Origin of the sequence: Dactylosporangium cerinum (assembly GCF_042653625.1) — a bacterium.
GTDB lineage: Bacteria > Actinomycetota > Actinomycetes > Mycobacteriales > Micromonosporaceae > Dactylosporangium > Dactylosporangium cerinum.
Map to the genome: position 1 here is coordinate 1 of NZ_JBHSIU010000020.1, position 26,174 is coordinate 26,174.

27 protein-coding genes are annotated in these 26,174 nt (G+C 72.3%); 14 read left to right on the top strand and 13 right to left on the bottom strand.

Going from position 1 to position 26,174, the window contains the following annotated elements; translation table 11 throughout:
• The 7 genes from ACFPIJ_RS20835 to ACFPIJ_RS20865 all read left to right on the top strand — a co-directional run.
• Positions 1-993, top strand: a 993-nt coding sequence (locus ACFPIJ_RS20835) for an extracellular solute-binding protein (protein ID WP_380116842.1), incomplete at its 5' end; no start/stop codon positions are given.
• 120 nt (positions 994-1,113) lie between these two features.
• Positions 1,114-1,899, top strand: coding sequence for an SDR family NAD(P)-dependent oxidoreductase (locus tag ACFPIJ_RS20840; RefSeq protein ID WP_380116843.1), 786 nt, complete (start codon positions 1,114-1,116; stop codon positions 1,897-1,899).
• Positions 1,896-2,492: a bifunctional 4-hydroxy-2-oxoglutarate aldolase/2-dehydro-3-deoxy-phosphogluconate aldolase gene (locus tag ACFPIJ_RS20845; protein ID WP_380116844.1), complete on the top strand. Its 597-nt coding sequence runs from the start codon at positions 1,896-1,898 to the stop codon at positions 2,490-2,492. Before ACFPIJ_RS20840 ends, ACFPIJ_RS20845 begins: the two co-directional genes overlap by 4 nt.
• A 23-nt stretch (positions 2,493-2,515) precedes the next feature.
• Positions 2,516-3,763, top strand: a complete 1,248-nt coding sequence (locus ACFPIJ_RS20850; protein WP_380116845.1) for a BNR-4 repeat-containing protein — start codon at positions 2,516-2,518, stop codon at positions 3,761-3,763.
• Positions 3,763-4,908, top strand: a complete 1,146-nt coding sequence (locus tag ACFPIJ_RS20855) for a golvesin C-terminal-like domain-containing protein (RefSeq protein WP_380116846.1) — start codon at positions 3,763-3,765, stop codon at positions 4,906-4,908. The genes ACFPIJ_RS20850 and ACFPIJ_RS20855 overlap by 1 nt, the downstream gene beginning before the upstream one ends.
• Before the next feature lie 100 nt (positions 4,909-5,008).
• Positions 5,009-5,989 (top strand): pirin family protein, encoded by a 981-nt coding sequence (locus ACFPIJ_RS20860; RefSeq protein ID WP_380116847.1) that lies wholly within the window; start codon positions 5,009-5,011, stop codon positions 5,987-5,989.
• A complete protein-coding gene (locus tag ACFPIJ_RS20865; protein ID WP_380116848.1) occupies positions 5,990-6,256 on the top strand; it encodes a GNAT family N-acetyltransferase in 267 nt (88 codons plus the stop codon).
• Position 6,257: 1 nt separating this feature from the next.
• Here the strand turns inward: ACFPIJ_RS20865 and ACFPIJ_RS20870 are convergent, their stop codons facing one another.
• Complete coding sequence (locus ACFPIJ_RS20870) at positions 6,258-7,100, bottom strand: SCO6745 family protein (RefSeq protein ID WP_417323603.1); 843 nt, start codon at positions 7,098-7,100, stop codon at positions 6,258-6,260.
• 243 nt (positions 7,101-7,343) lie between these two features.
• On the opposite strand from ACFPIJ_RS20870, the gene ACFPIJ_RS20875 reads away from it, so the two are divergent.
• Together ACFPIJ_RS20875 and ACFPIJ_RS20880 are read left to right on the top strand one after the other, a co-directional pair.
• The gene (locus ACFPIJ_RS20875) at positions 7,344-7,916 is read left to right on the top strand and encodes a TetR/AcrR family transcriptional regulator (RefSeq protein ID WP_380116849.1); all 573 of its coding nucleotides are present in this window, start codon (positions 7,344-7,346) and stop codon (positions 7,914-7,916) included.
• 89 nt (positions 7,917-8,005) lie between these two features.
• Positions 8,006-9,508 carry an MFS transporter gene (locus ACFPIJ_RS20880; protein WP_380116850.1) on the top strand — a complete coding sequence of 501 codons (1,503 nt, stop codon included), beginning with the start codon at positions 8,006-8,008 and terminating at the stop codon, positions 9,506-9,508.
• A gap of 114 nt (positions 9,509-9,622) precedes the next feature.
• Here the strand turns inward: ACFPIJ_RS20880 and ACFPIJ_RS20885 are convergent, their stop codons facing one another.
• The 11 genes from ACFPIJ_RS20885 to ACFPIJ_RS20935 form a co-directional block, all read right to left on the bottom strand.
• Positions 9,623-10,717, bottom strand: coding sequence for a LacI family DNA-binding transcriptional regulator (locus tag ACFPIJ_RS20885; protein ID WP_380116851.1), 1,095 nt, complete (start codon positions 10,715-10,717; stop codon positions 9,623-9,625).
• A gap of 74 nt (positions 10,718-10,791) precedes the next feature.
• On the bottom strand, positions 10,792-11,001 hold the full coding sequence (locus tag ACFPIJ_RS20890) for a hypothetical protein (protein WP_380116852.1): 210 nt from the start codon (positions 10,999-11,001) through the stop codon (positions 10,792-10,794).
• A gap of 94 nt (positions 11,002-11,095) precedes the next feature.
• Positions 11,096-11,932 (bottom strand): hypothetical protein, encoded by an 837-nt coding sequence (locus ACFPIJ_RS20895; RefSeq protein WP_380116853.1) that lies wholly within the window; start codon positions 11,930-11,932, stop codon positions 11,096-11,098.
• On the bottom strand, positions 11,929-13,911 hold the full coding sequence (locus ACFPIJ_RS20900; RefSeq protein ID WP_380116854.1) for an RICIN domain-containing protein: 1,983 nt from the start codon (positions 13,909-13,911) through the stop codon (positions 11,929-11,931). The genes ACFPIJ_RS20895 and ACFPIJ_RS20900 overlap by 4 nt, the downstream gene beginning before the upstream one ends.
• Positions 13,912-14,355: 444 nt before the next feature.
• A complete protein-coding gene (locus tag ACFPIJ_RS20905) occupies positions 14,356-15,759 on the bottom strand; it encodes a HAMP domain-containing sensor histidine kinase (RefSeq protein WP_203853724.1) in 1,404 nt (467 codons plus the stop codon).
• Between the two features lie 38 nt (positions 15,760-15,797).
• A complete protein-coding gene (locus ACFPIJ_RS20910; RefSeq protein ID WP_033363396.1) occupies positions 15,798-16,484 on the bottom strand; it encodes a response regulator transcription factor in 687 nt (228 codons plus the stop codon).
• Between the two features lie 185 nt (positions 16,485-16,669).
• The gene (locus ACFPIJ_RS20915) at positions 16,670-17,221 is read right to left on the bottom strand and encodes a QsdR family transcriptional regulator (protein WP_380116855.1); all 552 of its coding nucleotides are present in this window, start codon (positions 17,219-17,221) and stop codon (positions 16,670-16,672) included.
• Between the two features lie 10 nt (positions 17,222-17,231).
• Positions 17,232-18,176, bottom strand: a complete 945-nt coding sequence (locus tag ACFPIJ_RS20920) for a threonine/serine dehydratase (protein WP_380116856.1) — start codon at positions 18,174-18,176, stop codon at positions 17,232-17,234.
• A 308-nt stretch (positions 18,177-18,484) separates the two neighbouring features.
• Positions 18,485-19,240 carry a crotonase/enoyl-CoA hydratase family protein gene (locus ACFPIJ_RS20925; RefSeq protein WP_380116857.1) on the bottom strand — a complete coding sequence of 252 codons (756 nt, stop codon included), beginning with the start codon at positions 19,238-19,240 and terminating at the stop codon, positions 18,485-18,487.
• A gap of 87 nt (positions 19,241-19,327) precedes the next feature.
• The gene (locus tag ACFPIJ_RS20930) at positions 19,328-19,519 is read right to left on the bottom strand and encodes a hypothetical protein (RefSeq protein ID WP_203853720.1); all 192 of its coding nucleotides are present in this window, start codon (positions 19,517-19,519) and stop codon (positions 19,328-19,330) included.
• A gap of 47 nt (positions 19,520-19,566) precedes the next feature.
• Complete coding sequence (locus ACFPIJ_RS20935) at positions 19,567-20,253, bottom strand: ArsR/SmtB family transcription factor (RefSeq protein WP_380116858.1); 687 nt, start codon at positions 20,251-20,253, stop codon at positions 19,567-19,569.
• 63 nt (positions 20,254-20,316) lie between these two features.
• Between ACFPIJ_RS20935 and ACFPIJ_RS20940 the strand changes: the two genes are divergently transcribed.
• Together ACFPIJ_RS20940 and ACFPIJ_RS20945 are read left to right on the top strand one after the other, a co-directional pair.
• On the top strand, positions 20,317-21,318 hold the full coding sequence (locus ACFPIJ_RS20940) for a hypothetical protein (RefSeq protein WP_380116859.1): 1,002 nt from the start codon (positions 20,317-20,319) through the stop codon (positions 21,316-21,318).
• Positions 21,315-22,046: an isocitrate lyase/PEP mutase family protein gene (locus ACFPIJ_RS20945; protein WP_380116860.1), complete on the top strand. Its 732-nt coding sequence runs from the start codon at positions 21,315-21,317 to the stop codon at positions 22,044-22,046. The genes ACFPIJ_RS20940 and ACFPIJ_RS20945 overlap by 4 nt, the downstream gene beginning before the upstream one ends.
• A gap of 284 nt (positions 22,047-22,330) precedes the next feature.
• Here ACFPIJ_RS20945 and ACFPIJ_RS20950 read toward each other — a convergent pair whose 3' ends face one another.
• Positions 22,331-23,344 (bottom strand): LacI family DNA-binding transcriptional regulator, encoded by a 1,014-nt coding sequence (locus ACFPIJ_RS20950; protein WP_380116861.1) that lies wholly within the window; start codon positions 23,342-23,344, stop codon positions 22,331-22,333.
• Between the two features lie 91 nt (positions 23,345-23,435).
• Between ACFPIJ_RS20950 and ACFPIJ_RS20955 the strand changes: the two genes are divergently transcribed.
• The 3 genes from ACFPIJ_RS20955 to ACFPIJ_RS20965 are packed head-to-tail and all read left to right on the top strand — an operon-like array spanning position 23,436 to position 26,127.
• Positions 23,436-24,146 (top strand): cupin domain-containing protein, encoded by a 711-nt coding sequence (locus ACFPIJ_RS20955; RefSeq protein ID WP_380116862.1) that lies wholly within the window; start codon positions 23,436-23,438, stop codon positions 24,144-24,146.
• 17 nt (positions 24,147-24,163) lie between these two features.
• Positions 24,164-25,315 carry a Gfo/Idh/MocA family protein gene (locus tag ACFPIJ_RS20960; RefSeq protein WP_380116863.1) on the top strand — a complete coding sequence of 384 codons (1,152 nt, stop codon included), beginning with the start codon at positions 24,164-24,166 and terminating at the stop codon, positions 25,313-25,315.
• On the top strand, positions 25,312-26,127 hold the full coding sequence (locus tag ACFPIJ_RS20965) for a sugar phosphate isomerase/epimerase family protein (RefSeq protein WP_380116864.1): 816 nt from the start codon (positions 25,312-25,314) through the stop codon (positions 26,125-26,127). Before ACFPIJ_RS20960 ends, ACFPIJ_RS20965 begins: the two co-directional genes overlap by 4 nt.
• The last annotated feature ends 47 nt before the right edge of the window (positions 26,128-26,174 follow it).

Sequence of the window (26,174 nt, forward strand, 5' to 3'; positions counted from 1 at the left end):
CAGTTGACCGGTGCGGTGCAGCTGGACGTGGCGTGGCTGGCCACCCTCGCCGCCACCGGCAAGCTCCTGGACCTCAAGAGCGTCGCCACCGGCCTGGACTACACCCCGGCCGCCCTCGCTCTGGGCCAGTCCGGCGGCAAGCAGTACGGGCTGCCGTGGACGTTCGCCGGGATCGGCCTGATCAGCAACACCGAACTGCTCACCAGGGCCGGTGTCACCAGCCCGCCGAAGACGGTCGCGGAGTTCGAGGCCGCGCTCACCGCGGTCAAGGGCCTCGGCGGCGGGATCGTGCCGTGGGCGGGGATGACCAAGGTGGACCAGCTCAAGGACATCATCCCGTGGATGTGGGAGTTCGGGTCCCCGATCGTGCAGGACAACAAGGTCGTCATCGGCGACGACGGCAGCGTCGAGGCGCTCACCTGGTACAAGAAGCTCTACGACCAGAAACTCATCGCCCCCGACGTCAACCGCGTCGACGCCCGCGCCCTCATGTCCCAGGGCAAGACCGCCTTCTACGAGGACGCCATCGGCGGACGCGCAGCCGTCACGAAGTCCTCCCCGGACAAGGACCTGGCCGCGAAGATGGTCCCCGTCGCCCGCCCGGTCAAGAACAGCGGCGACAAGCCGCGGCACCTCGCCTGGGGCCAGGTCATCGCGGTGATGAACGGCGCTGGCGCGTCCGCGGCGGCGAACTACGCCAAGACCGTCACCACCGACGCCGGATACAACGTGGACTGGTTCAAGAAGACGGGTCTGCCGCCCACCACCAACGCCGGCCTCGCCGACGCCGCGGTGAAGAACGACAAGTTCGCCACCGACTTCACCAGTCAGATCGGCGCGAACTCCAGCGCCAGCCCGTTCTGGGTCTACCCGCAGTTCTCCCAGATGGAGAAGGTCCTCGCCGAAGAGGTCCAGTCGATCCTCATCGGCAAGAAGAACCCCAAGGAAGCCCTCACCTCCGCCCGCGACCGGATGAACGCCCTCATCAAGTGAAGCCCACCAGCGTCTGTTTCATAAGGGGGGTCGGCGTCTGGGCCCGCCGCAGCCCGGCCATCCCTTATGAAACAGACGCCAGGGCCGGCGGGGACCCTGTCGCTCACGACGAGGTGTGCCGTGTCTGAACGAGCCGTGGTCACCGGTGCGGCCGGCGGCATCGGATCCGCCGTCGCGCAACGGTTGCGCGCCGACGGCTGGGACGTCACCGGCCTCGACCGGGCTGTCACGCCCTTCCGGCAGCTCCCGAAGCCGGGCGGTCGAGCGGGCGTCGAACCGGTGGACCTCCTCGACGAACCGGCCGTGGCCGCCACCTTCGCCGCACTCGGGCCGGTCACCGCGCTCGTCACCTGCGCCGGCCTGACCGCCGGCGCACCTGCGCACGAGACCACGCTGGGCGACTGGCACACGGTCCTGGACGCCAACCTCACCGCCGCGTTCCTCGCCGTCAAGCACGCCCTGCCCGGCATGATGGCGGCCGGCCGGGGCGTCGTGGTCACCATCGGATCCATCCACAGTGGATCGTTCGGGCCGGGCCTGCCCGCGTACGCCGCCGCCAAGGCCGGACTGACCGCCTTCACCCGGCAGGTCGCCGTCGACTACGGGCGGCACGGCATCCGCGCGGTCACCGTCGCACCCGGCTGGATCCGCACCCCCGCCACCGAGGAACGCCTCGACGGCGACGCCGACCGCGAGCGGCAGCGCGAATCCCATCCGCTGCGCCGGCTCGGCGCGCCCGCCGACGTCGCCGCGGCCGTCGCGTTCGCGGTGTCCGACGGCGCGGCGATGCTCACCGGCACCGAGATCGTGCTCGACGGCGGCGCCACCGCGGTCCAGGCCGCCGCCCTGCTCCGGGCCGGCCCGCGGGCCCGGCTCGGCCTGAGACCCCTGGGGGAACCGCAATGACGTTCGACGAACTGCTCGACGGCCGCCCGCTGGTGGCGATCCTGCGGGGGGTACCGGTCCCGCGCGCCCTGGAGATCGCCCGCGCCGTCTGGGACAGCGGCCTCGGCATCGTCGAGGTGCCGATCCAGAGCCCCGAGGCCGTCGAGTGCCTGCGGGCCCTCGCCGGGCACGGGCACCCGGTCGGCGCCGGCACGGTCCGCAGTCCGGAGCAGGTCGCCACGGCCGCCGAGGCCGGCGCGGTCTTCACCGTCGCGCCCGGCCTCGACCTCGACGTCGTGCGGGCCAGCCACGAGGCCGGCCTGCCGCACCTGCCGGGCGTCGCGACGGCGTCCGAGGTGCATCACGCGCTGAAGGCCGGCTGCGACTGGCTCAAGGCATTCCCGGCCGGCTCGCTCGGCCCGGGCTGGCTGCGCGAGCTGCGTGGCCCGTTTCCCGAGGCGAAGTTCGTCGCCACCGGCGGCATCGGCGCCCACAACGCACCCGAATACCTGGCCTCCGGCGCGCGAGCGCTGGGGGTCGGCGGCGCCGTCACCCGTGACGGCGGCCTGCCACCGCTCCTGGAGGTCCTGAGAACGGCCCGACGCACGACCTGAGCAAGCCCCTGAGGAGGGGACAGATGAACAGAGCCGTCCTGGTCGCCGCCACCGCCATGGCGACGGCCCTCGTCACCGTGCCCGCAACCGCCGTGCACGCCGCCCCGGCAACCGTCACCCTGGTGCCGTACCCCATCGACAGTTCCAACCAGGCGGCCTGGTGGTCGCCGCTGGACACCTACACCCCCGGCAACGACTACGCGTATCTGGCGTTCAACGAGCCCGGCTCGTCCGCCGGCACGCACCGGGTCGCCATCGCCCGCCGCGACACGGCCGGCGGCTGGACGAAGCTGCCCGTCATGAACGGCGCGGCCCAGGCCGAGTACACCGACGACGTCGGACACAACCAGCCGTCGATCGCGCGGGACGGCAGCGGCCGGTTCCACGTGCTGGCCAGCATGCACAACAACGCCTGGCGGTACTTCCGCTCCGACACCGTCGGCGGCGCGCCCACCAACCACGCCGCCGACCTGCCGGACCAGGGGATCGGCGTCACGTATCCGGTCCTGACCACGGCGCCGAACGGCGACCTGTACCTCATCGCCCGGCTCGACGGCGGCACCGCCCGCTCCGGCCGGCTCTACCGGTGGAACAACGCCGCCGCCACGTGGACCCGGATCGCCGTGTTCGCCGAGTCCGCCAACCGGGCCGTCTACCCCGACGACCTGCAGTTCGACGCCGCCGGCAACCTGCACATCCTGTGGGAGTGGGGGCTGTATCCGGCGACCGCGTTCCGCCACCAGCTCAGCTACCTGCTCTACCGGCCGTCGAGCAACACGTTCGCCGATCACACCGGGGCGGCGGTGACCGTGCCCGTCAGCACCGCCACCGCCGACGTCATCCAGCCGATCGAGGCCGGCGAGGTGTACCAGGGCAACGACGGGACGGGACCCGCCGTGCAGAGCGCCAAGCTCACCGTCGACGGCACCAGCCCCAAGGTGGCGTACCGGTACCGGAGCGGGACGAACTTCATGGTGCGCTACGCGTACGTCTCAGGCACGACCTGGGTCCGCGACACTGTCTACTCCGCCACGCAGACGACCGCCGCGATCGACATCACCTGGCACCCGACCGAACAGAAGCGCGTCTACTACGCCACCGACGCCGGAGCGATGTACGTCGCCACGAAGACCGGCACCGCGTGGACCGCCGCCGCGGTCGCGCCCGGCATCCCCGTGCAGCGCTTCGCCGTCGAGCGCACCACCGCCGGGGTCGACGTGCTGTATCTCGTCGACCTCACCAACCTTCGCCTGTACTACGGGAGGAACTGATGCGCCGCCTGCTCACGATCCTGTTGCTGGCCCCTGCCGCCGCGCTCATCCCCGCGGTGGACGCCCACGCCGACCCGGCCGGCACCGGCTACACGCTCGTCTTCGCCGACGAGTTCAACGGCTCCGCGGTCGACACCGCGAAATGGAACTACCGCACCGACTCGAAGGCGTACAGCACCCAGCGCCCGCAGAACGTCTCCGTCAGCGGCGGCGCGCTGAACATCGCCCTCAAGAAGGAGACGTACGGCGGCAAGGACTACACCGGCGGCGGCGTGGTCAGCAAGCAGACGCTGCGCTACGGCTACTACGAGACCCGCGCGAAGCTCAACGACGGCGCCGGCTGGCACAGCTCCTTCTGGCTGATGGCCGGCGACGGCTCGACCACGTACCCCGCGTCGCAGCGCACCGAGATCGACGGGTTCGAGATCGACTCGGTGACCCCGACCCGGATCCACCACGGCGTGCTCACGTGGAAGGGCAACGGCGTCTCGGCCGGGAAGTCCTACGGCACCACCTACACCAGCGCCGCGATCGACTCCCGGGACTGGCACGTCTACGGCATCGACTGGTCCGAGACCAGCACGAAGTTCTACATCGACGGCGTGCTCAAGTACACCGCGCCCTACCTGCCGACGGACTGGACGCACGACTACACGAGCATCTGGCTGACCAGCATCGCCTACGGCAGCGTCCCCGACGCGACGAAGTTGCCGTCCAGCGTCCAGTTCGACTACGTGAAGTACTGGCAGAAGGACTACTACGTCGATGACGACGGCCCGGCGGCGTACGGATACAGCGAGACGGGCACCTGGTCCACGTCGACGCTGACCGGCTGGACCGTGGGCTCGCCGACCCGGTACGCGGCCTGCGGCACCGCCGGCAACACGGCGACCTGGCGCCCCAACCTCCGTGCGGCGGGCACCTACCGCGTCTCCTACTACCGGGTGACGGCCGCCAACAGTGACCCGGCGGCGAAACTCAGCGTCGCCGGCACCCAGACCACCGTCAACGGCACCGCCGGCCCGTCCGGCTGGGTCGACCTGGGCACCTTCGCGCTGCCCGCGGGCACCGGCACCGCGGTCACCCTGACCGGCTCCGGCACCGGCTGCGCGAGGGCGGACGCGGTGCGCTTCACCCGGGTGTAGCGGCCTGAGCAGGGCTGAGTGGAGATTGTTGACTTGCGGAATACTTGCCCGGCAAGTATCGTTACTGCAGGCGACAACCGCTCAGCCCTGGAGGCATCAGATGCCCGCGATCACCGTCGACAACGTCCTTGCGCTGCCCCGCGTGTCCACCCCGGACCCGGTGACGGCGCGCCCCCGCCCGGTGGTGTCCGTGACCACGGCGCCGAAGGGCTTCGAGGGCGAGGGCTTCCCCGTCCGCCGCGCGTTCGCCGGCGTCGACCTGCGCAAGCTCGACCCGTTCATCCACATGGACCAGATGGGCGAGGTGGAGTACGCGCCGGGTGAGCCCAAGGGCACCCCGTGGCACCCGCACCGCGGGTTCGAGACCGTCACGTACATCATCGACGGCGAGTTCGTGCACAGCGATTCCAACGGTGGTGGCGGCGTCATCCGGGACGGTGACACCCAGTGGATGACCGCAGGCTCGGGCCTGCTGCACATCGAGACCCCGCCGGAGCACCTCGTCGTCAGCGGTGGCCTGTTCCACGGCTTCCAGCTGTGGGTGAACCTGCCGAAGGCCGACAAGTTCGCCGCCCCGCGCTACCAGGACATCCGCGGCGGCCAGGTGGCGCTGCTCAGCTCGCCCGACGGCGGCTCGCTGGTGCGGATCATCGCCGGTGAGCTCGACGGCCACGCCGGTCCCGGCAACACGTACACGCCCATCACCATGATCCACGCGACGATCTCGCCCGGTGCGTCGCTGACGCTGCCCTGGCGTCAGGACTTCAACGCCCTCGCGTACACCCTGGCGGGCAAGGGCACCGTCGGGACCAAGGGTCGGCCGGTGGAGCTGGGCCAGCTCGCCGTCTTCGGCGAGGGCGACAGCATCACCGTGACCGCCGACGCGAAGCAGGACCCGCGTCACCCCACGATGGACGTGCTGTTCCTCGGCGGTAAGCCGATCCGGGAGCCCGTCGTGGCGTATGGTCCGTTCGTCATGAACACCAAGGCCGAGGTCGTGCAGGCGTTCGAGGACTACCAGGCCGGTCGGCTCGGCAGCATCCCCGCGGCGCACGCCGGCGTTCGGGGAGAGGCGTCCTGAGTGGACATCGAGGTCGTCGACAGCCCGGAGCAGCACCGCTTCGAGCTCCGGGTCGACGGTGAGCTCGCGGGTGCGGCCTACTACCGGCTGCACCCGGACGAGATCGTCTTCACCCACACCGAGGTAGACAAGGCGCACGAGGGCAAGGGTCTGGGCAGCAAGCTCGCCGCCGGTGCCCTGAGCGCGGTGAAGGACCGGGGACTGCGGGTGGTCCCGCAGTGCCCGTTCATCGCCGGCTACCTCAAGCGGCACCCCGAGCTCGCATAGGTCACGCGGGCGCCGGCAGCCCGATCGGGTTCGGGTGCCGCAACAGCTGCGACGTCTGCACCGCGACCGGTCGCAGCAGCTCCGCACAACGCGCCGTGGCGTCGGTCCCCAGGACCCGCCACGGCGTCGCCGCGAGCGCGTCCGTCGTGGCCTCGATCGCCGTGCACGCCTCCCGGGCCGGACCCGTGGCCTTCCCGTCGGCGTCGACCCACCCGCGGGAGCGCAACCGTTCGGTCGCGGCGTCCCACTCGTCGTCGGTCCAGCCCCGCGCCGGCTGGTAGAACTCACGGCCGTCGCCGTCGCGCAGGGCGACCCGCCACGCGACGGACTCCGCGCCGTCGAGCTGCCGGACGAGCAGCGCCGCGACGTGGCCGTCGCCGCGGTGCTCCCGCAGGATCGTCGCCGCCTGCCACAGCACCCCCGCCGGGTCCTCCGGCCAGGGCAGCATCGCGTTGGCCGCGCCGAGCACCCGGCCGTGCAGGTCGGCCGCCTCCGCCGCCGCCCGCAAGAGGCGTGCGACCTCGGTGAGGTCGGCGTCCACCTTGAGCAGGACCCGCCGCGCCCCGTCCAGCCGCGCGGTCAGCGCCGCCTCGGGCGTGATCCTGGTCCAGACGTCCGGCAGCGCCCGGGTGACCATCCGCGGCGCGAACCCGTAGAACGCGGCCAGCACCGGACCCGCCGGCACGGCGCCGAGCGGGGCGCTGCGGCCGGCGAAGTACCCGCGCCAGTAGCCGCGCAGGCCCGCCGACTCGAACGCGCGCAGTGCGTCGTCGGCGAAGTAGGTGACCGCGTGGACCGGTTCGAACAGGCTCCACATGCGCCGTTCGATCGACAACTCTGTCATGGACCTGACGATATATGCACTGAGCGTGCGTGCACCCGGAGCCGTCAGTGGAAAAGGCAACACTCGAGGCCGGACCAGCCGCAAGCCATTCCCGGAACGCCCTGTGACGTCGTTCACGAGGGTGAGGTGTACGGAACGGTTTCGTACTCGCGCCGGTCGGGAGTAGGGTTTCGATACGAAACGGTTCCGTACACCTGCGATCCAGGGCTTGCGAAACCGGTCATTGCAATCTAGGAAGTGGTCATGTCTCCCACACCGAAGCCCGGTCGTCGCGATGCGATCTGCGAAGCGGTCTTCGAGCTGCTCGGTGAGGTCGGATACGACCGCATGTCGATGGATGCCGTGGCGGCGCGGGCCCGCGCCAGCAAGGCGACCATCTACCGGGGCTGGCCCACCAAGCCCGACCTGGTGATGGACGCCTTCGAGCACCGGTTCGGCGGCTCGTTCGAGCCGCAGGACACCGGTTCGCTGCGCGGCGACCTGATGGCGCTGCTCACCGCGGCGTGCAGCTTCGCCAACAGTCCCGACGGCGACGTCATGACCGGTCTGATGACCGCGGCCACCCGGAATCCGGAGCTGGCCGAGACGATCCGCCGCTGTGCCTACGAGGCGAAGCAGTCCGCGTACGACACCATCGTGCGACGCGCGGTGGAGCGTGGCGAACTGCCGCACTGCGCCACCGCTGAGCTGCTGCACGAGATCCTGCATGCCATGGTGCTGAACCGGACCATGTGGCGTGAGGCCCCGCTCGACGAGTCGTTCGCGACCCGCATGGTCGACCGGGTGCTGCTGCCCGTCCTACGTCAGCCCGCCTGACCTTTTCGCACAACACGCTTGCGCTGTCAAGACCCGTCCGTCCACCTGGACGCGGTCTCGATCAACCATGCCTTGGGAGGCATACGCTCATGTCGAACGACTCGGGGGGAACGGCCACCGCCACGGCGGCGGCCACGGCTGCGGTCGACCCGAAACGCTGGCTCGCGCTGTCGGTCATCGCCATCGCGCAGCTGATGGTGGTGCTCGACGCCACGGTCGTGAACATCGCCCTGCCTTCGGCCCAGGAGGCCCTGCACATCTCCACCGCCGACCGGCAGTGGATCGTCACCGCGTACACCCTGGCCTTCGGTGGCCTGCTGCTGCTCGGCGGGCGCATCGCCGACTTCTTCGGGCGCCGCCGCACGTTCCTGGTGGGCCTGCTCGGCTTCGCCGGCGCCTCCGCACTCGGTGGCGCCGCGGTCAACGCCGAGACCCTCTACGCCGCACGTGGCTTGCAGGGCGCGTTCGGCGCGCTCCTCGCTCCGGCCGCCCTGTCCCTGATCACGGTGACCTTCACCGAGGCGAAGGAGCGGGCGAAGGCGTTCGGCGTCTTCGGCGCGATCTCCGGCGGTGGCGCCGCGATCGGCCTCATCTCCGGCGGCCTGCTCACCCAGTACGCCAACTGGCGCTGGACCCTGCTGGTCAACATCCCGATCGCGATCATCGCGTTCGTCGCGGCGCTGCCGGTCGTCCGGGAGAGCAAGGCCGCCGGGGACACCCGATACGACATCCCCGGCGCGATCCTGGCGACTGCCGGTCAGGTTGCGCTCGTGTACGGCTTCACGAAGGCCGCCACCGACGGCTGGAGCGCCGGCGTGACGGTCACCTGGCTGGTGGCCGCAGGCATCCTGCTCACCGCGTTCGTCGTCTGGGAGTCGCGGGCCAAGCACCCGCTGCTGCCGCTGCGGGTCCTGTGGGACCGCAACCGGGGCACCTCGTTCGTGGTCTCGATCCTGGTCGGCGCGGGCATGCTCGGCATGTTCCTGTTCATGACCTTCTACCTGCAGCAGACGATGGGCTACTCGGCGCTCAAGAGCGGCTTCGCCTACCTGCCGTTCTCGGTGGGCATCATCGCCGCGGCCACCGTCGCGGCCCGGTTCCTGCCCCGCGTCGGCCCCCGGGTCATCATGTCGGTCGGTGGCCTGCTCGGCACCGCGGCGATGATCTGGCTGACCCGCCTGGACCTGCAGTCCGACTACGTCGTGGACATCCTGCCCGCGTTCGTCGCGATGAGCTTCGGCATGGGCCTGGTCTTCGTGCCGCTCAGCAGCGTCGCCCTGACCGGCGTCGCGAACCACGACGCCGGGGTGGCCAGCGCGCTGGTCAACACCACCCAGCAGGTCGGCGGCTCGCTCGGCACGGCCCTGCTCAACACCATCTTCACCACGGCCGTCACCGGCTACCTCACCTCGCACGCCGCGTCGCCGCTCATTGAGGCGGAGGCGGCGATCCACGGGTACAACGTGGCCTTCACGGCCAGTGCCGTGCTGCTCGGTGTGGCCGCGCTGCTGGTCATCCTGTTCATCCGCCGCACGCCGGCGGACGTGAACAGCACGTCGGACCAGGAGCAGGTGCCGGTCCTCGTGCACTGAGCACGGTCTCGATCCCGGGTCCCTGCGGCGCTGTTCCGGCCGCGGGGACCCGCGTCGTTCCGGGCGCGTCGTTTTCCGGGCGCGCGGGGACCCGCGTCTGTTCGGGGCGCCGGATCAGGCGGGGGGTGCGGTGCTTTCGCGGACGACCAGTTCGGTGGGGATCAGCAGGTGGTCGGCCGTGACTTCGGTGCCGGCCCGGGTCTCGGCGATCGCGCGGGTCAGGGCGGCGGCCGCGGCACGCCCCTTCGCCAGCACGTCCTGGCGGACCGTGGTCAGTGCCGGCCGCATCCGCGCGGCCAGGGGACTGTCGTCGAACCCGATCACCGACAGGTCCTCGGGGACCCGCAAGCCCAGGTCGTACGCCGCCTGGACGACGCCCTGCGCGATGGCGTCGGAGAAGCACAGCACCGCGGTCGGCCGTGGGTCCGACTCGAGGATGAGCCGGGCGCCGTCGTAGCCGTCCTCCGGGGTGCAGTGCGCGAGCCGGACGACCGGTGGATCGATGCCGGCCGGGGTCAGCGCGTCGAGCCAGCCCAGAATCCGTTGCTGTGCCACGTATCCGTCGATGACCTGGGAGTCGCCGCCCTCGTTCGTGGCCGAACCTGAGACGACGGCACCGGCCGGCTCCAGCCCGTCGGCGCGGCGGACACCGCCGGTGATGATGGCGACGCGCTGGTGGCCGAGGCCGACCAGGTGCTCGGCGGCGGCGCGGGCGCCCAGCCGGTCGTCGACGTTGACGCTCGGGATGCCGGCCGCCGGCACCTGGTCGATGAAGACCAGGGGAAGCCGGCGGCGGATGAGCCAGTCGATGGCCGACGAGGTCGGGTCACAGGAGTAGACCATCGCCCCGTCCATCGCGACGTCCCGCGCGGGGACGACGTCGTCATGGGCGGTGGCGGTCAGCAGCGTCAGGCCGAGGCCGGTGGGGGTGAGCTCCTCCGCGATCGCGCCGAGGAACGTGGTGGCGACCTCGTCGTTGAACGCATACCGCAGTGACTCGGTGAGCAGGACGCCGACGGCGCCGGTCGTGCCGCGGGCCAGGGCCCGGGCCGCGGGGTCCGGCCCCACGTAGCCCAGGTCCGACGCGACCGCGAGGATCTTGTCCCGCAGGGTGGGGGAGAGCTGATCCGGCCGGGAGAAGGCATTGGAGACGGTCATCCGGCTCACGCCGACCTGATCGGCGATCGTCTGCAAGGTGACCCGTGCCATCGCACCCTCCCGCCATCCGTCGAGCGAGTCCCCGTGCCGTCAATTCGTCGGGGACCCGACGACGATATCGCGCTTCAGCGTGCCGGGCTGCATGCGGCGGCCGGGGCGACCGCGTCGGCGGCCCGGCGCAGCGACGCGGCGAGGGCCGCGCGGACCTGACGGGCCCTGGGGCGCCGTCCGCCCAGCAGCGGCGCCGGCGGCGCGACCACCGGTGCGTGGGGCAGTGCGCTGCGCACCTCGTGGGCCATCGCGTTCTGGGACTCGATCATCGCGAACGGGAACACGGCTGACCTCCTTGAACCGGCGCCGCCTTCGTGCAGCGCCTATACCGGTACAGTACGGTGAGGTGCTGTACCGGTCAAGAGGGCGTGCCGGGCGTCACTTCCGGCGCGTGGTCGTCCTCCGGGTGGAGGCCTTTCGGCTCGGTGTCCTCCTTGCGGCGGCCCGGGCCGCGATCGACTTGCGGTGGAACAGCCAGGCGGCCAGCCCGGCGAGCGCGGCGACGCCGAGGGCGTACCAGACCCAGGTGTACGAGGTCTTGGGCGTGGTCGTGGCCGGCGGCGGGGTCGCCGCGGCCGGGGGCGGCGCGCAGACGATGTCCTGCGGCGCGCCGTCGGCCGCCACGTGCAGCACGCCCTGACAGCGCCCGATCGCCGGGGTGCCCATCTCGGCGACGACTGTCCAGTCGCCCGCGTCGAGGGTGCCCGCGAACGTGAGCGCGTCACCGTTGCGGCGCAGCCCGGCGGGGCCCTGGCGGCGGCCGTCGGCGGTGGTGGCCAGCAGCGTGATGCCGGCCGCCTCGGTGACCGGGTGGCCGTCCTGCCAGGTCGCGGTCACCCACACCGAGCCGTGGCCGTCGCCGTGCAGCGTGAGGATGACGCCGTCGTGCGCCGCGGCCGGCGCCGCCGTCCCGAACACCACGCCGGCCACGATCGCCGCGGCCACCGTCGCGCGGCCGGCTGTGCTTGTCGTCCGGGCGGCGGTTGCCGCGTCGGCGGCCGTTGCGTCGGCGGTCGCGGTTGCCGCGTCGGCGGCCGTTGCGTCGGCGATCGCGGTCGCCGCGTTGGCGGCCGTTGCGTTGGCGGTCGCGGTCGCCGCGTTGGCGGCCGTCGTTGTTGTCAGGGTGGCGGTCGCCGCGTGGGCGGCGGCCTTCAGGCAGGCCGCGGCCCGGCGCCACAAGGACGCCGGGCCGCGGTCGGTCGGGGACTGGTTCACGTGCGCTGCGGGATCCAGCTCTGGTACTTGGCGCCGCTCGGCTTCTGCAGGACGAGCAGCCGGCTGCCGAAGTACTCGTTGTTGCTGACCCCGACGACCAGGCCGCTCACGGACTGCAGTGAGACACCGAACTCGGTCTTGGTGAGCGTCCACTGCAAGGCCTTTGCACAGTCGCCCTGCACCAGGGTCGCACCGGCGGTGTCCTTGTCACCCGTGGTGGTGATGCAGGCGTTGGTCGCCTTGGACTTGACCACGAACCTGCCGTCGGCCACCGGCTCCAGCTTCCACTGCTGGTTCGCCCCGCCGTGCCGCTGGTAGATGATGATCGGCGTGCCGGCCGCGCTGCGGGCACCGAACACGTCGGCCACCCCGCCGGTCAGGCTGTTGCCGAACACCATCCACGAGCCGGCCGTCGGCGCCGGTGCGGCGGCGGTGTGGACCTTCACGGTCGTGGTCCACGGGGTCAGGGTGCCGTTCTGCGCGAGCGAAATCCCGATCTGATAGTCGGTGTCGGGGCGCATACCGACGATCCGGACGTTGGTCGAGCCGACCTGGCCGATGGAACGTCCATTGAGGACGACCGCGTAACGGCTGCCGGCCGCGGCCGCGTCCCAGGACAGCCGCACCGAGTTGACGGTCGTGTCACTGACTCGCAGCTCCTTGAGCCCGGTCGGCGGCTTCGTCGGCGTCGGCGTGGGCGACGCGGTCTTCGTCGGCGTGACCGACTTCGACGGTGTGGGCGACACGGTCTTCGTCGGGGTCGGCGACGCGGTCTTCGTGGGGGTGGGCGACGCCGTGGGTGACGGCGGCGGAGGCGTGGTGCCGCCGGGGCCCGCGATCAGGAACTGGTTGTTGGCCACGTTCCAGTTGTTCGCGAGGTAGCTGCCGGGGCTCGGGTTGGTGTTGTAGTAGTCGTCGTGGTTGCAGTCCATCCGGTTCTCACCGGCCTTGTCGGTGCAACCGGTCCTGACGGACGTCTTCAGACCACCCGAGTCGTTGTAGCACATGATGTCGTACTCATCGAGGCAGTGCCCGGCCTTGCTGGAGTTCGGCGCGTTGTTGTTCACGGCGCCGAGGTTGTGCCCGAGCTCGTGCGCGGCGACGCTCGCCGCCCAGCAGCCGGAGTCGCTGCGGCCGTAGCCGGGACCGCCGTTGCTGCGGTTGTTCGTGCCCGGCTGGGTGTCGCCGTTGAAGGTGCCGATGCCGCAGTACACCTTCGACTCGCCGAAGATCATGTACTTGCGGTCGGTGCGGTTGTAGCCGAGCGCCTTCAACCCGTTGATCGTGGCGTCGAAGGTGTTCAGGCCACCCGCCGGCAGCTCGACCTCGCGCACGTCGACCTTGCAGTCCGCGGTCGTCACGAAGCGGACGTGCCGCTCGCCGCCGGTCTCCTTGGCGCTCGTGTTGTAGATCGCGTCGACGCCGGCGCTCCAGGTGCGGAAGCTCTCCAGGTACTGGTTGAACCGGCTCGCCGTGTTGGCGTCGCGCACGTACAGCACCTGCACGCGCTTGCCGGCCACCCCGTCGCCGTCGCAGGCCACGCCCGCCGCGCCGATCGTGTACCCCACGGCGGTGTCGCCGGCGGCCTCCGGCACCAGGGCGAAACCGCTGTCGGAGGAGACCGATCCGTCCTGGGCGGTGACAGTCTGTTCCAGCGGGGCGGCCGCCGTGTCCGACTCAGGGACGACCTGGGTCGGGCCGGCCGCCGTGATCGGAGCGATGGTGCCGCGGACGGTCAGACCGGCCGGCGGGACGTCGGGGCCGTGGCTGCACTGGCCGCGCTCGGTGAGCTGGTACCCGCCGACGCACGGCTGGCCCTTCTTCGCCGGCGTCAGACCCGAGTACACCAGGCCGAGCTCAGGGTTGTCGGCCGGAACGCGACTGATTGCGGCCGGCCCCTTCTCTGCGAACAGGTCGTCGATCGCGCCGGGTCCGGCGATCGCCGCACCCGTGCCGACGACCGCGACCGCAACGGTCACGGCGACACGGTGCAAGAGTCGAGACACGCTCGGTTCCTCCGGAGGGGAAGGGGGCGAGCGGCAGGGACGGGCACAGGGCAGAGGTACCCGTCCCCGCCGCTCGCGGGACGGCCGGCCTTCGAGGGTGGCAAGGCGGGTGAGTGCCGGTCCGTCCACGTGGGAACGGGCTGACCATAGCGAGCCGTCAACGTGCCGTTCCAGCCCAAACGACCCAATTAAGGGACTCATAACCGAGACTTGTGGCGCTCCTACGCTGCCGGCCTGCCAGGTGGCTGTCCGCGCCGGTCCAGCCCCTGACCGGAGGCCGCCGGCGCGGATCCGTCCTGCTCCGGCCGGGCGGCCGGGCGGCTGGACGACCGCGCCGGACCCTGCGGGAGGGCGGGCCGGACGATCACGCCGGACACCCGCGCAAGGCTCGACCGATCGATGACCGTGCGGCTCGGGCTACGGGGCGGGTTTGCCGCGGCGGCGGCGTTCGTTCGGCTCGCGGGAGAGGCGGCCGACCAGGCCGAAGCGGCTCTGCGGCGGTTGTTCCACCGGGGCGGGATCGGCGTCGGCCATGACGATGACGACGCTGGCGCCGCCGAGGGTGCCGGACGTGCCGATGTTGACGGTGCCGTTGCCCTCCACCGCGACCCGCCGCACGATGTCCAGGCCCAGGCCCGTCGAGCCCTGGCCGCTCTCGCCGCGCTGCAGCGCGAGCTCCGGGTCGGGGATGCCGGGTCCGCCGTCCTCCACCCGCAGCACGACGTAGCCGTCGTCGCGCCGGGTCACCGCGACCTCGAAGGGGACGCCCTGTGGGGTGTACCGGATCACGTTGCCGATCAGTGCGTCCAGCGCGGCGGCGAGCTCGCTCTTCGCGACGTGGACGGGGGCCGGCCGGTCCGTGCCGACCGCCTTGCAGTCGCGCTCCTGATCGCCGGCGACGGCGGACCAGAACATCATCCGGTCCCGCACGACCTCGGCGACGTCGCAGCCCTGCTCGCCGGTCGAGGCGGCCGCCCCGTCGCTGCGTTCGCCGCGGTCCGGGGTGGGGGAGTGCGCGTCGATCGGCTCGCGCATGGCGCGGATCAGCTTGTCGATCTCGACCTCGAGCGCGGCGATGGCGTCGCGGATCCGGTCGGCGTCCTGACTGTCGTCCAGGGTCTCCGCGTCGAGCCGGAGCGCGGTCAGCGGCGTGCGCAGCCGGTGCGACAGGTCCGCGACCAGTTCGCGTTCGTTGGTCAGCAGGGCCATGATGCGATCCGCCATCACGTTGAGCGCGAAACTCGCCTCGGCCAGCTCCCGCGGCCCGGACGGGTCGAGCCGCACGTCGAGGTACCCCTCGCTGAGCGCTCCCGCGGCACCGGCGAGCTGCCGGGCCGACGCGGTGACCTTCGCCGCGAGGCGGTCGCCGACCCAGACCGAGGCGATGACGAGGCCCAGGGCGACGGCGCTCAGGGCCCACCAGGCGCCACTGACCCCGTCGGACAGCTCATCCTCGGGGATGAAGACCTCGACAACCGCCGTGCGCCCGGATCCGACGTCCACCGGCTCCAGGTAGGACAGGCCGCCGGCGACGGTCGCGGTGACCGGCGCGGCCTGGTCGGCGGCGTGGGCGAGGTCCTTGGCGGCGGCGTGCCCGGTCCCGATTTCCAGGCCCTCCTCGCCGAGGTTGTGCACCGACACGCGGCTGACCGCCGGGCCGCCGGTGCTGGCGATGGCCCGCTCGATCGCCAGGGGGTCCGTGGTCACGGTGAGGACCGCCACGACCACGGCGGTCTGGCGTTCGGCGTCGGCGAAGGCACGCTCGCGGGCGAGCTGCTGCACGACCAGCCCGAGTGGGATCAGGAACGCCAGGGCCACCATCGTGGTGACCGCGGCGCAGACGTAGGCGAGGGTCCGCCTCAGTCCGGGGCCGCGAACCTGAAGCCCACGCCCCGCACGGTGTGCAGGTATCTGGGCGCCGAGGCGCTCTCGCCAAGTTTCCGGCGTAGCCAGTACAGATGCACGTCGATCGTCTGGTCCTCGCCCACTGAGGGTTGCCGCCATACCTCCTCCAACAGCTCGCGGCGTGAGACCACCCGTCCGGGACGGGCGGCGAGGTACGCCAGCAGGTCGAACTCTTTGCGGGTCAGCGTCAGCGGCTCGCCGTGCAGGTGTGCCTGCCGTTGTCCGATGTCCACCCGCAAGCCTCCCACCTCGATGGCGGTGGGTTCCTCGCGGCTCGCCCGTCCGGTGCGGCGCAGCACGGAGGTCATCCGGGCGTCGAGGTGGGCGGACGTGAACGGCTTGATCATGTAGTCGTCGGCGCCCGCCTTGAGCAGCCGGACGATCTCCGCCTCGTCGTCGCGGGCGGTGGCGATGATGATCGGGGTGTCCGCGATGCCGCGCAGCATCCGCAGGGCGTCGGCCCCGTCGAGGTCGGGCAGCCCGAGGTCGAGCACGACCAGGTCAGGTGTCTCCGCGGCGAACCGCCGCAACGCCTCCAGGGCGGTGCCGACCGCATGCACCGTGTGGCCCCGGTCGGTCAGGGAGCGCAGCAGGGCACCCCGCACGACATGGTCGTCCTCAACCAGCAGCACCGTGGCCATGCGAAGAACATACGTCCTGGCGCAAGTGGCAGTTCCCGCGGTCGATGGACGTTTCCGACATGTCCGCTTTTTTCGACCGCGGCCATCGTACGTTCGTCGAGACTTCTGTGCACTCGGGTACCGGCGGGTAGCCGGGTGCCGTGCAACTCCCGGCGCGGCCGTCGGTGCCTGTGCGCCTCGCCCTGTCAGGGCTGGTCGTCCAGGAGCCGCCCGATGACCAGCAACGCCTGCTCCACGTCCGGTTCGCCGTCGGCGATCGCGTCGGCGTAGAGGAAGCTCTCGCCGATGCGCACCAGGACGAAGGCCAGGGTCCGCGCGTCCATCCTGGGGGTGAAGGCGCCGGCCGCGATCTCCTCCTGCAGGAGGCCCTCCAGGTGGGCGCGGACCCCTGGCTGGACGACACCGTGCTTCGACGTGAGGATGCGCAGCGCCGCCTCGGGCTCCGCGGCGAGGAAGTGCCGCAGGCTCGGCTGCTCGATGACGCCGGCAAGGAAGTTGCCGATCACGGCCAGGATCCGGTCGGCGCCGCGCCGGCCCTCCGCGTGCTTGACGGCCCGCTGCAGGCTGCGCTGGGTGAGCTGCCACAACACCTGACCCAGCAGCTGGTCGCGGCTGCCGGCGCGCCGGTACAGGGTGGCGCGGCCCATGCCCAGCTCGACCGCGAGCGAGCGCATGTCGACCCGGCGCTGCTCCAGGAACCGCCGCATGGCCGCGTCGAAGATCTCATCGAGCGGCATGCCAGGCAGGCTACACGCCCTGAGACAGATCCTGAACTGTCTCAGCGGTGAGATCCGCCGGATCGGTGTTCGCCCCGCACAGCACCACCGCCACCCGGTGCGCGCCGCCACCCTGCGGCCCGGCCTCAATCAGGTCCAGCGCGGCGAACGCGGCGGCCGCGCCGAGCTCGACCACGATCCGGTGCTCCGCCCACAGCCGCCGCCGGGCCCGGACGATCGCGTCGTCGTCCACGAGCAGGCTCCGCACCCCGTGCCGCACGGCCGCGTCGAAGCCGATCGTCCCGATGCGCCGCGCGCCCAGCGAGTCCGCGGCGACGCTGTCCACCGCTACGTCCACGGGATGACCCGCGGCGAGCGCTGCGTGCAACGTCGGTGCACCGACCGGCTCGACCGCGACGACCCGTGCCCGGTCACCGATCGCCGCCGCGATGCCACCGACGAGCCCGCCACCGCCGGTGGCGACCAGGACGGTGTCGACGTCGGGCAACTCCAGGGCGAGAGTGCCCTGACCCGCGACGATCTCGGGCTGGTCGTAGGCGTGCACGAACAGCGCACCGGTCTCCGCCACCCGGATCGTCGAGGCGGCGTACGCCTCCGCGTACTCCCGGCCGTGCTGGTGCACGACCGCGCCGAGCTCCCGCAGCCGGCGCACCTTCACCGCCGGCGCCACCTGCGGCACGAACACCTCGGCCGGGATGCCGAGCCGCGCCGCCGCGAACGCCACGGCGAGCCCGGCGTTGCCGCCGGACGCGGCGACGACCCCGGCGGCCGGCAGCTCACCCGCCTCGCGGGCGGCCAGGATCCGGTTGAACGCCCCGCGGGCCTTGAACGAGCCGCTGTGCTGCAGCAGCTCCAGCTTGAACCACAGGCCGGGCGCCACCTCGATCGACGGGGTGCGCCGCACCTGCCCGTCGATCCGCTGGGCCGCCGCTTCGACTGCACTTCTGTCGACCATTCGCCCACCCTACGGTTCCGGCGTCCGGCTCGGTCGCCGCGGTCGCCCTGAGCAGCGATGCTTCGAGGGCCACGACCCCGACGCCGCCAGGTGGGTCGGTGCGGCGGCGCGGTGATGCGACGTGACGCGGCGGTGCGGTGGCGCGGCGGCGTGGCGTGGCGCGGCGGCGTGGCGTGGCGCGGCGGCGTGGCGCGGCGGTCTGGTGTCCCGATAAGTACCTTTCGCCGGTTTCTCGCGGTCCGGGCATCCTCCGTCCGTTGATCTCCGTGGCGGAGCGGCCGGGGCGCGCCCCATCGCGACGGGCGTCGTCAGGTGCCGCCGCGGCCCTCGCCGGCGGCGAACCGGGCGGCACCGGCCGCCGCGCCCGCGCGTAGGGACGCCACGCCGTAGCCGTGCTCGATCGCGAGGGCGTCCGGTAGGGGGCGCCCCAGTGACTCGTACACCGAGTGGCGGTCGTTGCGCAGGCAGTCCTGCGGCAGGGCAGCGAGCGTGGCCGCGAGTGCCTCCGCCGCGGGCCGGGACCCGCCGGCCGGCACGACCCGGTCGGCGAGACCGATCCGGTGCGCCTCGGCCGCGTCGACCGGACGGCCGGTGAGGATCAGGTCGAGGGCGCGGCCGACCCCGATCAGCTGCGGCAGCCGGACCGTGCCGCCGTCGATCAGGGGTACGCCCCAGCGCCGGCAGTACACGCCGAACGTCGCGGTCTCCTCGACCACCCGCAGATCGCACCAGATCGCCAGCTCCAGGCCGCCCGCGACCGCGTGGCCGGCGACCGCGGCGATCACCGGCTTGTTCAGCCGCATGCGGGTCGGGCCGAGCGGGCCGTCGCCGTCCGCCTCGACGCGGAGCCCGTCGCCGGTTGCGACCGCCTTCAGGTCGGCGCCGGAGCAGAACGTGCCGCCGGCGCCCCACAGCACCGCGACCGCGGCGGTGCCATCGGCGTCGAACTCCCGGAACGCGGCCGCGAGCCGTTCCGCCGTGTCCCGGTCGACGGCGTTGCGGGTCTCCGGCCGGTCCAGCACGACCGTCCACACCGGACCGGCCCGTTCGATGCGCACACTCATACCAGCCAGTGTCGGCCACCAGGACGACGACCGCGCCCGGACCCCGTACTGAGGTCGGACGCGGCCGTGGCAGCGGGTTGCGGGCGGTCAGCGGCGGCGACCCCGGCGGTAGCTTCCGTAGCGGGTGTGCCAGGTGCCCGCGCCGGCCAGGTGCAGGGCGACGCACAGGAACCCGGCCAGGCTCAGGGTCCCCACGTCGAGGATGGGCCCGGCGTCGGCACCGAACAGGTCCATCAGCAGCGCGACAGCGAACAGGATCGCGGCAACAACAGCGAACACAACGGCCTCCTTGGTAGTGACCGCTGAGTACCCAACCGCTGCGAAACCTAATCGACGCCGTCGATGCCGAGCAGGTCGGCGAGCGCCGCCCGGCCGTCCGGCGTGACCCGCACCGCCCGGCCGGACCCGATCCGGGCCACCCAGCCGCGGGCCATGAACCGCTCGCACAGCCGCGCGCCGGCGATCCCGGCCAGGTGCGGCCGCCGCTCCGTCCAGTCCAGGCAACCCCGGGCCACCGGCCGCTTCCCGCCGTCCAACGCCAGGCCCTGACCGGCCATCCAGGCCCGGCCGGCCTCCGTCAACGCGAACCCGCCCGTCTGGTCCAGCAGCCCGCGCGCCGTCAGCGCGTCCGTCACCGCCACCCCGAGCCGCCCGGCGAGGTGGTCGTAGCAGGTCCGGCCCCGCGCGAGGGCCGCGGACGCCGTCGCCGCCCGCAACCCCACCGGCCGTTGCGCGTCCGGTGCCAGCCGCGCCGACATGTCCTCCAGGAGCGCGGCGACCGACGGGTCGGCGAGCCGGACGTACCGGTGCCGCCCCTGCCGTTCCTCGGCCAGCAGCCCGCCGGCCGTCAACCGGTGCAGGTGTTCCGTCGCCGTGGACCGCGCAACCCCGGCGTGCCGGGCCAGCTCGCCGGCGGTCCACGCCCGCCCGTCGAGCAACGCCAGGCACATCGCGGCCCTGGTCTCATCGGCGAGCAGCGCGGCGAGCCTGGCGAGCGAGGACGGAGCGTTCACGGTCCCATTGTCCCCGTCGTCAGTTCGTCGGGCACCGAACGGTCCCGGCCGTACGTTCGTCCCATGCAGATGATCGACGACCTGCACGACGCTCTCGCCGTGCTCCACGACCCCGCCTTCGTCGTCCCGCCGGTGCCCCCTGCCACAGCCGGCGTCGCCTGGCTGCGGTCCACCGTCGGCCGGTTCAGCACCGGGGAGGCGCACACCCGTCGCCGCGCCCTCAGCGAGTCCCTGCTGTCCACAGTGGACCCGGTGGCGCTGCGTGAGGCGGCCGCGTCATCCCCGCACGCGCACCCCGTGCAACTCCTCGCCGCCGCGCTCGGCCTGGACTCCTCCCCAAGGACGACCGACGCGGTCCGTGCGGTCGCGGCCGCGTACCAGCCCGGCACCGGCGACGAGGCAGCGGCGGACCTGGCCGTGCGGGTGCTGATCGACACGTTCGGCGGCACGCCCGACGAGCTGATCGCCGCGCGGATCGGGGTGCTGGTCCAGGCCTGCGACGCGACGGCCACCCTGATCGACCGGGCCCGGACCACCGACCTGGAAACCGCGTTGCGCGACACCCCGCCGGTCCCCGCCACCAAGCGGATGGCCACCCGGTCGACCGACCTCAACGCCGCCCACGCGGCGGCGGACCACCCCCGCAGTGGCCGCGTCGAGGCGGGCGAGGTGGTGCGGGTCAGCCTGCGCGGCATCCCGTTCGGTGCCGGCCCGCGCGGCTGCCCTGGCCGCACCCACGCACTCGCGCTCGCCGAGGGCGCGCTGCGCGGCAGCTCCGGTGCAGCGGTCGGTGGTGTGGGAGTCGGTGGTGTGGGAGTCAGTGGTGCGGCGGTCGACGGCGTGGGGGTCGGTGGTGTGGGGGTCGGTGGTGTGGGGGTCGGTGGTGTGGGGGTCGGTGGTGTGGGGGTCGGTGGTGTGGGAGTCAGTGGTGCGGTGGTCGGTGGTGTGGGGGTCGGTGGTGTGGGGGTCGGTGGTGTGGGGGTCGATGGTGTGGCAGTCGACAGCGCGGCGGCCGGTGGCTCGGCGGTCGACGGTGCGGTGGTCGACGGTGGTGATGTGCGGTGAACGACTTCCGCTCGCTGCACCGCGCCGGTGACCCGCTCATCCTGCCGAACGCCTGGGACGTCGCCTCAGCCCGGCTTCTCGCCGGTGCGGGCTTCCCGGCGATCGGCACGACCAGCCTCGGCGTCGCCGCCGTCAACGGGCTGCCCGACGGGGAAGGTGCCACCGACGCCGACACGTTGCGGCTCGTCCGCAGGATCGCCGGGCTGCCGTGCCACGTGACGGTCGACATCGAGCGCGGGTCGGTCGGCATGGCGGTCGCGGTCGCCGCGGCCGGCGCCGCCGGGATCAACGTCGAGGACGCGATGGGGCCGGTCGAGCCGCAGGTGCGCCTGATCCGGGCGGTGAAACGGGAGCTGCCGGAGCTGTTCGTCAACGCCCGCACCGACACCCACTGGCAGCGGGCCGGGGATCTGGCGGAGACGCTGCGGCGGGTGAGGGCGTACGCGGATGCGGGCGCCGACGGGATCTTCGTCCCGGGATTGCGTGAGCCGGCGGACATCGCGGCCGTCGTCCGTGCGGTGGATCTGCCGGTCAATGTGCTGCACGACCCTTGCGGACCCACGCTTGCCGAGTTGACGGCGCTGGGGGTGCGGCGGGTGAGCACCGGGTCGCTGCTGTTCCGGGTGGCGCTCGCGGCGACCGTCGAGGCCGCCCGCGCGGTCCGCGACGGCACTCCGGTGCGCGCCACCGGCCTGCCGAGCTACGCCGAGATCGCCGCTGCCCCTTGAGGCCCGCCATCCGCGGAGCCATCCCGGTCTGGGGAAACGTCGGCCGTGATCCAAGGACGGATCGGGCGGTCCGGAAGCCTGTTGCGGATTGACGTCGCGGTCGGTCGGTGGGGCCTGTTCCCCGCCCTCCGAAACGCACGGGATCCAGCGCTGTCGAGCGCTTGATTCGGCTCCAGAACACCGATCAGGCCTAAGAACGGAACCCATCGACAAGGCGGCGACTGGGAGTACCACAGCCACCAGGAACAGCGCAGATCACCGCAAAGCACCCAAGCGCCGGACCATCAGGTCAGCGGGGCCGAGGACTCCCGGTGGACCAGCGTCGCCGGGGCCGGTTCGACCCGCGGGGTCCGGGCCCGGTCCTCCAGTGCGAGCGTCATCGCCCGCGCGCCCATCTCCGTCAGCGGCAGCCGCACCGTGGTCAGCGCCGGCGTCACGTCCCTGGCGATCGGCATGTCGTCGAACCCGACCACGCTCATCTGGGACGGCACCGCGATGCCCCGCTCCCGCAGCACGCTGAGCGTGCCGACGGCCATCGAGTCGTTCAGGGCCACGATCGCGGTCAGGTCGGGCGAGTCGTCCAGCAGCTGCCGGGTCGCGGCGGCGCCGCTGTCGCGGTCGAAGTCGGCGAAGACGATCCGGCGCTGGGGCAGGGTCCGGCCGTACTGGCGGGCGGCCCGGCGCAGCCCGGCGAGCCGGTCGGTGGTCGTGGTCAGCACCTTCGGGCCGGCGATGACCCCGACCTTGCGGTGGCCGCCGCCGAACACCTCGACGCCGGCGAGGTGCCCGCCGTCGGCGTTGGCCGGCATGACCGCGTCGCCGGGCAGCTCGTGCCGGCCGATGACGCTGACCCGGCCGCCGGTGCGGGTGTACGCGCCCAGTTTGCCCGTCAACGCCTTCGTGAACGCGGGGTCGTGGTAGCCGGAGCCGGCCAGGATGATCGCCGCGACCTGCTGGGCCCGCAGCAGCTCCACGTATTCCAGCTCGCGGGACGGGTCGCGGTAACTGTTGCAGATGATGACGAGCCGCCCGTTCGCGGTGGCGACCTGTTGCAGGCCCCGGGTGATCTCGGCGAAGTACGGGTCGGACACGTCGTGCACGATGACGCCGACCGCGGTGCGCTGGGCCCTGGCGAGGAACTGGGCGTGCGCGTTGGGCACGTACTGCAGCTCGTCGACGGCGCGCAGGACCCGCTCGCGCAGCTCGTCGGTGACGAGTTTGGTGCTACCGCTGATGATCCGCGAGGCGGTTGCGGGGGACACCCCGGCACGGCGGGCCACGTCGGCGAGCGTCGCCATCGTCCGCCTCCTTCCATTGACTCGTTCGCAGCATACGGGTTAGCGTCGTCAGTACCAGAGGAAAGCGTTTTCCTGGGATGAAGGGGTGACCATGACGGACCAGATGCCCGGAGCGGTCGGGATCTCCCGGTTGTCCGTCTACGACTCGGTGGCACCCGACGGGCTCCTGGGCGGGACGCCGCACATGCACCTCACCTGCTCGGAGGGGTACGTGGTGGCCGCCGGCGAGGGGCTCGTGCAGACGCTGTCCGGCGAGGGGTACCGCGAGACGCCGCTGCGCACCGGCACCGTCGCCTGGTTCCCGCCGGGCACGATCCACCGCCTCGTCAACCAGGGCGGCCTGCAGATCGTCGTCATCATGCAGAACAGCGGCCTGCCCGAAGCCGGCGACGCCGTGCTGACGTTCCCGCCGGACGTCCTGGCGGATCCCGCGGCGTACGCGCAGGCCGCCACGCTGCCCGAGGGCGGGGTGCCGGGCAGCGACATCAGCGCCGCGTTCCGCCGCCGCGACCTTGCCGTCACCGGCTTCCTCGCGCTGCGGGAGAGCGGACCCGACGCGCTGCAGGCGTTCCAGGCGGCCGCCGCCAGGCTGATCGCACCCAAACTGCCCGCCTGGCGCGAGCGGTGGGAGCGCGGCGCGCTCCAGGCCGCGCTGGAGACGGGCCGGCAGATCGACGCGCTCGCCGCCGGCGACGCGGGTCATCTCGGCCGGGGCGGCATCAACGTGCTGCCCGCGCCGAGCGAACACGGCCGGCACGGCATGTGCGGCCTGCTCGACACGTACCACGCAACCGTCGCATGAGGAGCCTGAGGAGTCCTGTGTCCCGCATCCCGATCGGTATCGTGCTCAACGGCGTCACCGGCCGCATGGGGTACCGCCAGCATCTGGTCCGCTCCCTGCTCGCCATCCGCGAGGCGGGCGGCCTGCCGTCCCGCGACGGCTCGCTGATCTGGCCGGAGCCCGTCCTCGTCGGCCGCAACGCCGACAAGCTGGCGCAGCTGGCGGCGGCACACGGCCTGACCGAGTGGACGACCGACCTCGACGCCGCGCTCGCCCGGCCCGACGTGCAGATCTACTTCGACGCGCAGGTGACCCAGCAGCGGGAGAAGGCGATCCGCGCGGCCATCGACGCCGGCAAGCACATCTACACCGAGAAGCCCCTGGCCGATGACACCGACGCCGCGGTCGCGCTCTGCCGTGCCGCGCGGGCGGCCGGCGTCAAGCACGGGGTGGTGCAGGACAAGCTGTTCCTGCCGGGCCTGCGCAAGCTGAAGCGGCTCATCGACGGTGGATTCTTCGGCCGGATTCTGTCGGTGCGCGGCGAGTTCGGCTACTGGGTCTTCGAAGGTGACTGGCAGGCCGCGCAACGCCCGTCGTGGAACTACCGCGCCGCCGACGGTGGCGGCATCGTGGTGGACATGTTCCCGCACTGGCAGTACGTGCTGGAGCAGCTGTTCGCGCCCATCCGCTCCGTGCAGGCGACCGTTGCAACCCACATCCAGACCCGGGTGGACGAAAGTGGTACGCCGTACGAGGCGACCGCCGACGATGCGGCCTACGGCACGTTCGAGCTCGAGGGCGGCATCGTGGCGCAGATCAACTCCTCGTGGACGGTCCGGGTCCGCCGTGACGAGCTGGTCGAGTTCCAGGTCGACGGCACCCACGGCAGCGCCGTCGCGGGCCTGCGGGAGTGCCACGTCCAGCACCGCGGGACGACGCCGAAGCCGGTGTGGAACCCGGACCTGCCGGTCACCGAGCCGTTCCGCGCGCAGTGGCAGGCGGTGCCGGACAACGAGCCGTTCGACAACGGTTTCAAGGCGCAGTGGGAGCTGTTCCTGCGGCACGTCGTGGACGGCACCGACTTCCCGTGGGACTTCGCCGCCGGCGCCCGCGGCGTCCAGCTCGCCGAGCTCGGCCTGCAGGCCGCCCGTGAGGGCCGCCGCGTCGAGATCCCGGCCCTCGACCTGTGAGCGGCGCGCTCGACCGGTTCTCCCTCAATCAGGCCACCACGAAGCGCTGGCCGGTCGACGAGACCGTCAAGGGCTGCGTGAAGCAGGGCGTCTCGCAGCTCGGGCTGTGGCGCGACCAGGTCGACACGTTCGGCCTCGAACGCACCGCCGCCCTGGTCCGCGCGGCGGGCATGAGCGTGACGACGCTGTGCCGGGGCGGGTTCTTCACCACACCCGGCTGGTTCGACGACAACCGGCGCGCCATCGACGAGGCGGCGACGCTGGGCGCGCCGGTGCTCGTCCTGGTCAGCGGCGGGCTCCCGGAGGGTAGCCGGGACCTGGACGCGGCGCGCCGCACCGTCGGTGACGCGATCGGCGAACTGGTCCCACACGCCGAGGCGGCCGGGGTGCAGCTGGCGATCGAGCCCCTCCACCCGATGTTCGCCTCGGACCGCTGCGTGGTGTCGACCCTGTCCAACGCGCTGGATCTCGCGGCGCCGTTCCCGCCGGCGGCGGTGGGGGTGGCCGTCGACACGTATCACCTGTGGTGGGACGACCAGGTCTGGACGCAACTGGCCAGGGCGGGCGCCGAGGGACGGATCGCCTGTTTCCAGGTGGCCGACTGGATCACGCCGCTGCCGGAGGGCGTGCTGCTCGGCCGAGGGCTGCCCGGCACGGGCTGTGTCGAGCTGCGCCGATTCCGCGAGGCGGTCGACGCGACCGGGTACACCGGCCCGATCGAGGTCGAGGTCTTCCACGAGGCCGTCTGGTCCCGGCCGGGCGCGGACGTCCTCGCCGAGTCGATCGAGGGTTACCTCACGCACGTGCTCTGACCGGAGACGAAAACGGGAGCGGTGCCCCATCAAGGGGGTGCCGCTCC

Excerpts from the sequence above, each read along its gene's own strand:
- ACFPIJ_RS20910 (WP_033363396.1), bottom strand. The coding sequence starts at position 16,484 with ATGGCCACGGTGCTGCTGGTTGAGGACGACCATGTCGTGCGGGGTGCC.
- ACFPIJ_RS20915 (WP_380116855.1), bottom strand. The coding sequence starts at position 17,221 with ATGCCGCTCGATGAGATCTTCGACGCGGCCATGCGGCGGTTCCTGGAG.
- ACFPIJ_RS20850 (WP_380116845.1), top strand. The coding sequence starts at position 2,516 with ATGAACAGAGCCGTCCTGGTCGCCGCCACCGCCATGGCGACGGCCCTC.
- ACFPIJ_RS20875 (WP_380116849.1), top strand. The coding sequence starts at position 7,344 with ATGTCTCCCACACCGAAGCCCGGTCGTCGCGATGCGATCTGCGAAGCG.
- ACFPIJ_RS20925 (WP_380116857.1), bottom strand. The coding sequence starts at position 19,240 with ATGAGTGTGCGCATCGAACGGGCCGGTCCGGTGTGGACGGTCGTGCTG.
- ACFPIJ_RS20860 (WP_380116847.1), top strand. The coding sequence starts at position 5,009 with ATGCCCGCGATCACCGTCGACAACGTCCTTGCGCTGCCCCGCGTGTCC.
- ACFPIJ_RS20940 (WP_380116859.1), top strand. The coding sequence starts at position 20,317 with ATGCAGATGATCGACGACCTGCACGACGCTCTCGCCGTGCTCCACGAC.
- ACFPIJ_RS20855 (WP_380116846.1), top strand. The coding sequence starts at position 3,763 with ATGCGCCGCCTGCTCACGATCCTGTTGCTGGCCCCTGCCGCCGCGCTC.
- ACFPIJ_RS20905 (WP_203853724.1), bottom strand. The coding sequence starts at position 15,759 with ATGGTGGCCCTGGCGTTCCTGATCCCACTCGGGCTGGTCGTGCAGCAG.
- ACFPIJ_RS20845 (WP_380116844.1), top strand. The coding sequence starts at position 1,896 with ATGACGTTCGACGAACTGCTCGACGGCCGCCCGCTGGTGGCGATCCTG.
- ACFPIJ_RS20870 (WP_417323603.1), bottom strand. The coding sequence starts at position 7,100 with ATGACAGAGTTGTCGATCGAACGGCGCATGTGGAGCCTGTTCGAACCG.
- ACFPIJ_RS20950 (WP_380116861.1), bottom strand. The coding sequence starts at position 23,344 with ATGGCGACGCTCGCCGACGTGGCCCGCCGTGCCGGGGTGTCCCCCGCA.
- ACFPIJ_RS20885 (WP_380116851.1), bottom strand. The coding sequence starts at position 10,717 with ATGGCACGGGTCACCTTGCAGACGATCGCCGATCAGGTCGGCGTGAGC.
- ACFPIJ_RS20920 (WP_380116856.1), bottom strand. The coding sequence starts at position 18,176 with ATGGTCGACAGAAGTGCAGTCGAAGCGGCGGCCCAGCGGATCGACGGG.
- ACFPIJ_RS20955 (WP_380116862.1), top strand. The coding sequence starts at position 23,436 with ATGACGGACCAGATGCCCGGAGCGGTCGGGATCTCCCGGTTGTCCGTC.
- ACFPIJ_RS20880 (WP_380116850.1), top strand. The coding sequence starts at position 8,006 with ATGTCGAACGACTCGGGGGGAACGGCCACCGCCACGGCGGCGGCCACG.